A 6772-nucleotide genomic window follows, 5' to 3' on the forward strand; every position below is an offset into this window, starting at 1 on the left:
TTATTGTCGGTTTATTGACCGTTTTCGTGTTAGCGGGTTGTATGGAAAAGAAACAGGAAGACGTCGTGCGAGATTTAGAAGCGAAGGTTAAGGGTATGAAGAGTTATCAAGCTGAAGCAAAGTTATCTATTAAAACGGGGAATGAACCACAAGAGTATAACGTGGAAGTTTGGCACAAAGAACCTTCTTATTATCGTGTGAATTTAAAAAATACGAAAAAGGATCAAAGTCAAATTATTTTACGAAATAATGAGGGTGTTTTTGTATTAACACCAGCTCTTAATAAAAGTTTTCGATTTCAAAGCGACTGGCCGCAAAATAGCAGCCAAGCTTATTTGTATGAGTCACTTGTAAGAGATATTTTAAATGATAAGAATCTTTCATTTGAGAAAACGGATAAATATTATGTGTTTAAAACAAAAACGAATTATCACCATCAAAATATGCTGCCGAAGCAAGAGATTAAATTTAATAAAAGTGATTTAGCGCCTGTTTCGGTAAAATTGATGGATAATGATCAAAATGTTCTTGTGAAAGTAGATTTTTCAAAAGTAAAGTTTGATACAAAGTTTGATAAGGGGGCATTTGATACGAAACAAAATATGTCCAGGGCGCAAGTGGATGTGCAAACAACAGCGAAAGAAGATAAGCCATTTGCTATTTTATATCCACGTGATACTCCGCAAGGGATGGTTTTAAATGAAGAAAAAGAGTTAAAGACAGACGGTGGCAAGCGTGCGATACTCACATACACTGGAAATAAGAAATCCTTTACATTGATACAAGAAAAAGCGAAGGTTGCTGAAGCTTCAGCGTCAATAAGTGTAAGTGGAGAGTTAGTCGATCTTGGCTTTACAATTGGTGCTCTAGCGAAAGACTCATTAACATGGTCGCATAACGGAGTGGAATATATGCTCGTGTCTAAAGGTTTAAAATCAGATGAGCTGTTAATGGTAGCTCGTTCTGTTGCAGAAAAGCAGGTGAAATAAAGTGGAAACTCTACCAGTGTGGGATTCGAAATTGATGGAAAGTCATCACAAATCAGGATTTTACAGGCAGTTACTCCCCATCTATTTTCCTTGTTTTTCTCTAAATCTTGAGGGTGGGGTTTTAATGCTCGTGAATAGCGGGATAAACTTTTAAGGCGTGGTGATGTGTATGCACCACGTTTTTTCTTGTCTTGAGGAATGGATTTCATAAAAAGACGAATATAAAAGAATGAGCTTCGCATATCGTATATAAGGAAGTGTTTTTATGGAATCATCGTTTTACCGTGATACGTGGGTAGAAGTAAATTTGGATGCAATTTACAATAATGTAACGCACATTAAAGAAATCATTCCGGAAAGTGTCGAGATTTTTGCTGTAGTGAAAGCGAACGCATATGGACATGACTATGTTCTAGTAGCGAGAACAGCATTAGAAGCAGGAGCAACAAGATTAGCAGTTGCTTTTTTAGATGAGGCACTAGTACTTAGGCGTGCTGGGATTACTGCACCAATCTTAGTAATAGGTCCTTCACCGCCACGTGATGTGAATGTAGCTGCTGAGAATGATGTAGCACTAACTGTTTTTCAAAAGGAATGGGTTGAAGAAGCAGTAGAAATTTGGGATAGCCCGTTCTCGATGAAGTTTCATATTAACTTCGATAGTGGTATGGGTAGAATTGGGATTCGTGAACGTAAAGAGTTAAAAGAGTTCTTACGAAGCTTAGAAGATGCCCCCTTTTTGGAGTTGGAAGGGGTATATACGCATTTTGCAACAGCAGATGAAGTAGAGACATCTTACTTTGATAAGCAGTATAACACTTTTTTAGAGCAACTTAGTTGGTTGAAAGCATTCGGGGTGAATCCAACATTTATTCATACGGCAAATAGTGCAGCTACTATGCGATTTGCTGGAATTACATTTAATGCAGTTCGAATTGGAATTGCAATGTATGGGTTATCACCTTCTGTAGAAATACGCCCTTATTTACCAATTAAATTAGAACCTGCTCTTTCATTTCATACAACAGTCGCACATATTAAACAAGTCATTAAAGGTGATAGGATTAGCTATAATGTCACATATCGTACGAAGACAGAAGAGTGGATTGCGACAGTACCGATTGGATATGCAGATGGTTGGCTTAGACGACTACAGAGATTTGAAGTGCTCGTTCAGGGGAAAAGAGTTCCTATTGTAGGTCGGATTACAATGGATCAATGTATGTTGCATCTTCCCTGTGAAGTACCACTTGGAACAAAGGTTACCCTGATTGGACAGCAAGGTGATGAGTACATTAGTGCAACTGAGGTTGCCGAGTATTCAAATACCATTAATTATGAGATTATCGCGACAATTAGTTTTCGTGTTCCACGTGTATTCATACGACATGGGGAAGTGGTAAAAGTAATAAACTATTTAAATGATATATAAGCAAACATCTTTGTGATAGTCCCTACTTGCTAGTTATCAATAATGATGGGGGCTCCTGTTCGTGGAAATTCCCCTTCACTTCTTGTTAAAAAGAGATAAAAAGTAAATGAGAGTGAATGTTTTGTTTGTGAATTGGAAAACATAAACAAGGAATAAGGAAGTCTTTGCAACAGGCTCCATACAATGGTATTATTACAATAGGTGTCATATATATTTGGGTGTGTAGTTGACGGTGGAGGTGTATTTTTGTGTCCGAATCAAGTGTAACTACTGAAATCGTGGTTCGGTTGCCAAAGCAAGTGGTAACGGAATTGGACGGAATTGGAAAACAAGAGAATAAGAATCGCCATGAACTAATTTGCCAGGCAACACAACTGTTATTGCGTCAACATAAGACGAAGAAACGCTACCAACATGAATCAATGCGACGTGGGTATATTGAAATGGGAAAAATTAATCTTGGTATTGCATCTGAAGCTTTCTTAGCAGAGTATGAAGCAGCTCATACAGTAGAACGCTTAGTTAGCGGGGGGTAATATTTTGATTGTAAAACGCGGCGACGTGTATTTTGCAGACCTTTCCCCAGTTGTTGGTTCTGAGCAAGGAGGCGTTCGTCCGGTTCTTGTCATTCAAAATGACATCGGAAATCGTTTTAGTCCGACTGTGATTGTAGCGGCTATTACTGCACAGATTCAGAAAGCAAAATTGCCCACACATGTGGAAATTGATGCAAAAAAGTACGGATTTGAGAGAGATTCTGTTATCTTGCTCGAGCAGATTCGAACAATCGATAAGCAACGCTTAACGGACAAAATCACTCATTTAGATGAGATGATGATGAGTCGTGTAGACGAAGCTTTACAAATTAGTTTAGGACTAATAGATTTTTAAATCGGCAGTTTAAGTTGCTCTCTTTTAGGGGCAACTTTTTTTATTAGAGGAGGTTACGGTTGTATATGGAAATGATAGATAATCGACAAGCGTTAATGAAAATGTTAGTGAAAGAATTAGGCTTTACAGAAAAGCAAGTTCGTCATGTTATTCAATTAACAGAAGAAGGTAACACAGTTCCATTTATTGCTCGTTACCGAAAGGAATGGACAGGCTCTTTAGATGAAGTGCAAATTCGTGCAATCTTAGAAAGATGGCAATATATGATGCAACTTGAAGATCGGAAAGAAGAAGTTCTTCGTCTGATTAACGAAAAGGGAAAATTAACAGAAGAGCTACGCCATCATATTGTATCTGCAACAAAGCTACAGGAAGTAGAGGATTTGTACCGTCCTTATAAAGAAAAAAGAAGAACGAAAGCGACGATCGCGAAAGACAAGGGACTAGAGCCGTTAGCTGAGTGGTTAATCCTGTTTACGAAAGAAGACCCGAAAGATAAGGCAAAGGAATTTGTTAATGCCGAGAAAGAAGTACAATCTGCCCAAGAAGCATTGCAAGGTGCACAAGATATTATTGCAGAACTTGTATCCGATGATGCGGCGTACCGCAGCTGGATTCGAAATGTTACCTTTAGAAAAGGAATGATTGCGTCTTCTGTAAAAGATGAAGAAAAAGATGAAAAAAATATATATGAGATGTATTACAGTTATGAAGAGCCACTGCAGAAGGTTGTACCTCATCGTGTATTAGCCATGAATCGTGGTGAAAAAGAAGAAGTTCTAAAAGTTTCTGTTGTCCCACCAACAGAAGAGATTGTTCGTTTTTTACATAAAAAAGTGATTCATGATGTTTCTTCCAAAAGTGCAGCGTATGTACAGTTAGCGATTGAAGATGGATATAAAAGATTAATTCAGCCATCAATTGAAAGGGAAATTCGAAAAGAATTAACTGAAACAGCGGAAGAACAAGCGATTCATATTTTCTCTGAGAATTTACGTAATTTACTGTTACAGCCACCGATGAAAGGGAAAGTGGTATTAGCAGTAGATCCTGCATATCGAACAGGATGTAAGTTAGCGGTAGTAGATGATACAGGGAAAGTTCTGCATATTGATGTCATTTATCCGCACCCACCTGTTCGGAAATATGAAGATGCAAAAACAAAAGTTGTTTCTATTATAGAAAAATATCAGGTTCAGATGATTGCGATTGGAAATGGTACAGCTTCTAGGGAAACGGAAGAGTTTATAGTAGATGTCTTACAATTAGTAATGCGAGATGTATTTTATATTATTGTTAATGAAGCAGGCGCTAGTGTATATTCAGCTTCTGATTTGGCTCGTGAAGAATTTTCAAATCTACAAGTTGAAGAAAGAAGTGCCGTTTCGATTGGAAGACGTCTGCAAGATCCGCTTGCCGAACTTGTGAAAATTGATCCGAAATCAGTTGGGGTAGGACAATATCAACATGATGTATCACAAAAAAGATTAAATGAATCATTAACATTTGTCGTGGAAACAGCCGTTAACCAAGTAGGGGTGAATGTGAATACAGCTTCTGTAGCGCTATTGCAATACGTTTCCGGATTATCAAAAACAGTTGCGAAAAATATTGTAAACAAACGTGAAGAAGACGGGAAATTTACAAAGCGTACAGAGTTGAAGAAAATACCACGTTTAGGTGCCAAAACGTATGAACAATGTATTGGTTTCTTACGTATACTAGAAGGGGAAAATCCACTTGATAGAACAAGTATTCATCCAGAGCAGTATAAAAATGTTGAATTACTATTAAAAAGCTTAGGGTTATCAATTGATGATGTAGGACAACCGCACTTACAAAAGTGTTTAGAAGGAGTAGAGCTCTCTAAATTATCTCAAGAGATAAATATCGGTGAGCCGACATTAATTGATATTATAGATGCTTTAATTAGTCCGGAACGAGATCTGCGTGATGAATTACCAAAACCACTTTTGAAAAAGGGAATTCTCAAATTAGAAGATTTAAAGCGTGGCATGGAGTTAGAAGGAACTGTTCGAAATGTTGTTGACTTTGGTGCGTTTGTCGATATTGGTGTGAAACAAGATGGTTTAGTACATATTTCTAAACTTAGCAAACAGTTTGTGAAGCATCCGTTAGATGTGGTGTCTGTCGGGCAAATTGTAAAGGTCTGGGTAGATGATGTTGATATGAAAAAAGGGCGCGTTGCCTTATCAATGTTACCTATTGAATAATAATGGGAAGAGGGCAGGTATGACACTGCTCTTTTTTTATGAACGGATGTTAGTAAAATTCGAATCAGTGGGGGGAGCCTTTATCCCCCACTGATATAACGTTCACTTTATCAGGAATTTTGATGTGTTTTGCTATAATAAAACCAGCATTCATTTAGTAACTTAATTTGATACCGGTTTTTTTCGAAATATGCACGTTGCATTTGTTTTCGGAGCCACGTAGGCATAAGAATCCCTCCTTGTTTAATCCGGCTCTAACAAGTAGCCCCCTATACATTGAGATAAGATTCGAAGTAAGTGAAAAGCTCAATTTCGGGAACTGCTTATAAGAGTTTGGTTAGCGAAGTTCTATGGATAGATGAGGAAGAGGGTAGTTCATAGAAATTACGCTTTTGAATGAGGATGGGTATATGTACTATTTAATATATGTATAAGAAAGAGGAAAAGTGTAAGTTTATTTTTAGTTTTTGGGGGAATAAAAATGAATGAAAAAGAAGTTCAAAGACTTGTAGAAGAAATATCGTTGCAATATTTCGGTAGGGCTTTTTTACATAAAGCAATGTTCAATAAACGACTACGTACAACTGGTGGGAGGTATTTATTGCGAAGTCATAATATAGAATTAAACTATCGTTATTATGAAGTGTATGGAAAAGAAGAACTGATTGGCGTTATTAAGCATGAGTTGTGTCATTATCATTTGCATATTATGGGGAAAGGGTACCAACATCGAGATCAAGATTTTCGTCAGTTAATGAAGAAGGTTGGTGCGCCTAGATTCTGTAAGAGAATAAGCGAAGAAGAGAAGGTGATTAAAACTCATATGTATGAATGTATGAGATGTTTTCTTCAATATAGAAGAAGGCGTCAAATAAATACAAAAAGATATGTTTGCGGGAAGTGTAAAGGTAGGTTGAAAGAGATAAAAAAACACCTTGACAGTTAAAAATCAATCCAGTATATTATAAACATGTCATGTTTGCACAAGAATTTGTATAAACGACTTGACTTATAGTATGAACTTTTATAAGATGTAAATTGTCTTTCTTATTCCGCAGTAGCTCAGTGGTAGAGCTATCGGCTGTTAACCGATCGGTCGTAGGTTCGAGTCCTACCTGCGGAGCCATACAGAGAAGTACCCAAGTGGCTCAAGGGGCTCCCCTGCTAAGGGAGTAGATCGCTAACGCGGTGCGAGGGTTCGAATCCCTTCTTCTCTGCCATTCATA

The 6772-nt window shown here is 37.5% G+C and carries 7 protein-coding genes and 2 tRNA genes; 8 read left to right on the forward strand and 1 reads right to left on the reverse strand.

Annotated elements, in window-relative coordinates; translation table 11 throughout:
- Positions 1-41: 41 nt before the first annotated feature.
- The 5 genes from ACM6HU_RS13640 (at position 42) to ACM6HU_RS13660 (ending at position 5546) form a co-directional block, all read left to right on the forward strand.
- Positions 42-989 carry a LolA family protein gene (locus ACM6HU_RS13640; RefSeq protein WP_033671682.1) on the forward strand — a complete coding sequence of 316 codons (948 nt, stop codon included), beginning with the start codon at positions 42-44 and terminating at the stop codon, positions 987-989.
- 265 nt (positions 990-1254) lie between these two features.
- Entirely contained in the window at positions 1255-2421 is a 1167-nt protein-coding gene (alr, locus tag ACM6HU_RS13645; RefSeq protein WP_016117036.1) for an alanine racemase, read from the forward strand.
- A gap of 248 nt (positions 2422-2669) precedes the next feature.
- Positions 2670-2957, forward strand: a complete 288-nt coding sequence (locus tag ACM6HU_RS13650; protein WP_000004571.1) for an antitoxin EndoAI — start codon at positions 2670-2672, stop codon at positions 2955-2957.
- Between the two features lie 4 nt (positions 2958-2961).
- Positions 2962-3312 carry a type II toxin-antitoxin system endoribonuclease NdoA gene (gene ndoA, locus ACM6HU_RS13655; protein ID WP_003194532.1) on the forward strand — a complete coding sequence of 117 codons (351 nt, stop codon included), beginning with the start codon at positions 2962-2964 and terminating at the stop codon, positions 3310-3312.
- A 65-nt stretch (positions 3313-3377) separates the two neighbouring features.
- Positions 3378-5546, forward strand: coding sequence for a Tex family protein (locus ACM6HU_RS13660; protein ID WP_016117037.1), 2169 nt, complete (start codon positions 3378-3380; stop codon positions 5544-5546).
- Positions 5547-5656: 110 nt separating this feature from the next.
- Here the strand turns inward: ACM6HU_RS13660 and cmpA are convergent, their stop codons facing one another.
- The gene (gene cmpA, locus ACM6HU_RS13665; RefSeq protein ID WP_017154227.1) at positions 5657-5773 is read right to left on the reverse strand and encodes a cortex morphogenetic protein CmpA; all 117 of its coding nucleotides are present in this window, start codon (positions 5771-5773) and stop codon (positions 5657-5659) included.
- 254 nt (positions 5774-6027) lie between these two features.
- Here cmpA and ACM6HU_RS13670 point away from each other — a divergent pair, with 254 nt between their 5' ends.
- The 3 genes from ACM6HU_RS13670 to ACM6HU_RS13680 all read left to right on the forward strand — a co-directional run bounded on the left by ACM6HU_RS13670 (position 6028) and on the right by ACM6HU_RS13680 (position 6766).
- Positions 6028-6492 carry a SprT family protein gene (locus ACM6HU_RS13670; protein WP_016117038.1) on the forward strand — a complete coding sequence of 155 codons (465 nt, stop codon included), beginning with the start codon at positions 6028-6030 and terminating at the stop codon, positions 6490-6492.
- Positions 6493-6597: 105 nt separating this feature from the next.
- A tRNA-Asn gene (locus tag ACM6HU_RS13675) sits at positions 6598-6672 on the forward strand.
- A gap of 3 nt (positions 6673-6675) precedes the next feature.
- Positions 6676-6766, forward strand: a tRNA-Ser gene (locus tag ACM6HU_RS13680).
- Positions 6767-6772: the final 6 nt, after the last annotated feature.

This window comes from Bacillus sp. IT-79MI2 (assembly GCF_949768135.1).
GTDB lineage: Bacteria > Bacillota > Bacilli > Bacillales > Bacillaceae_G > Bacillus_A > Bacillus_A pseudomycoides.

Bases quoted from the DNA above. Each gene is read 5' to 3' on its own strand.
- ACM6HU_RS13660 (WP_016117037.1), top strand. From the start codon at position 3,378: ATGGAAATGATAGATAATCGACAAGCGTTAATGAAAATGTTAGTGAAA.
- cmpA (WP_017154227.1), bottom strand. From the start codon at position 5,773: ATGCCTACGTGGCTCCGAAAACAAATGCAACGTGCATATTTCGAAAAA.
- ACM6HU_RS13670 (WP_016117038.1), top strand. From the start codon at position 6,028: ATGAATGAAAAAGAAGTTCAAAGACTTGTAGAAGAAATATCGTTGCAA.
- alr (WP_016117036.1), top strand. From the start codon at position 1,255: ATGGAATCATCGTTTTACCGTGATACGTGGGTAGAAGTAAATTTGGAT.
- ACM6HU_RS13640 (WP_033671682.1), top strand. From the start codon at position 42: ATGGAAAAGAAACAGGAAGACGTCGTGCGAGATTTAGAAGCGAAGGTT.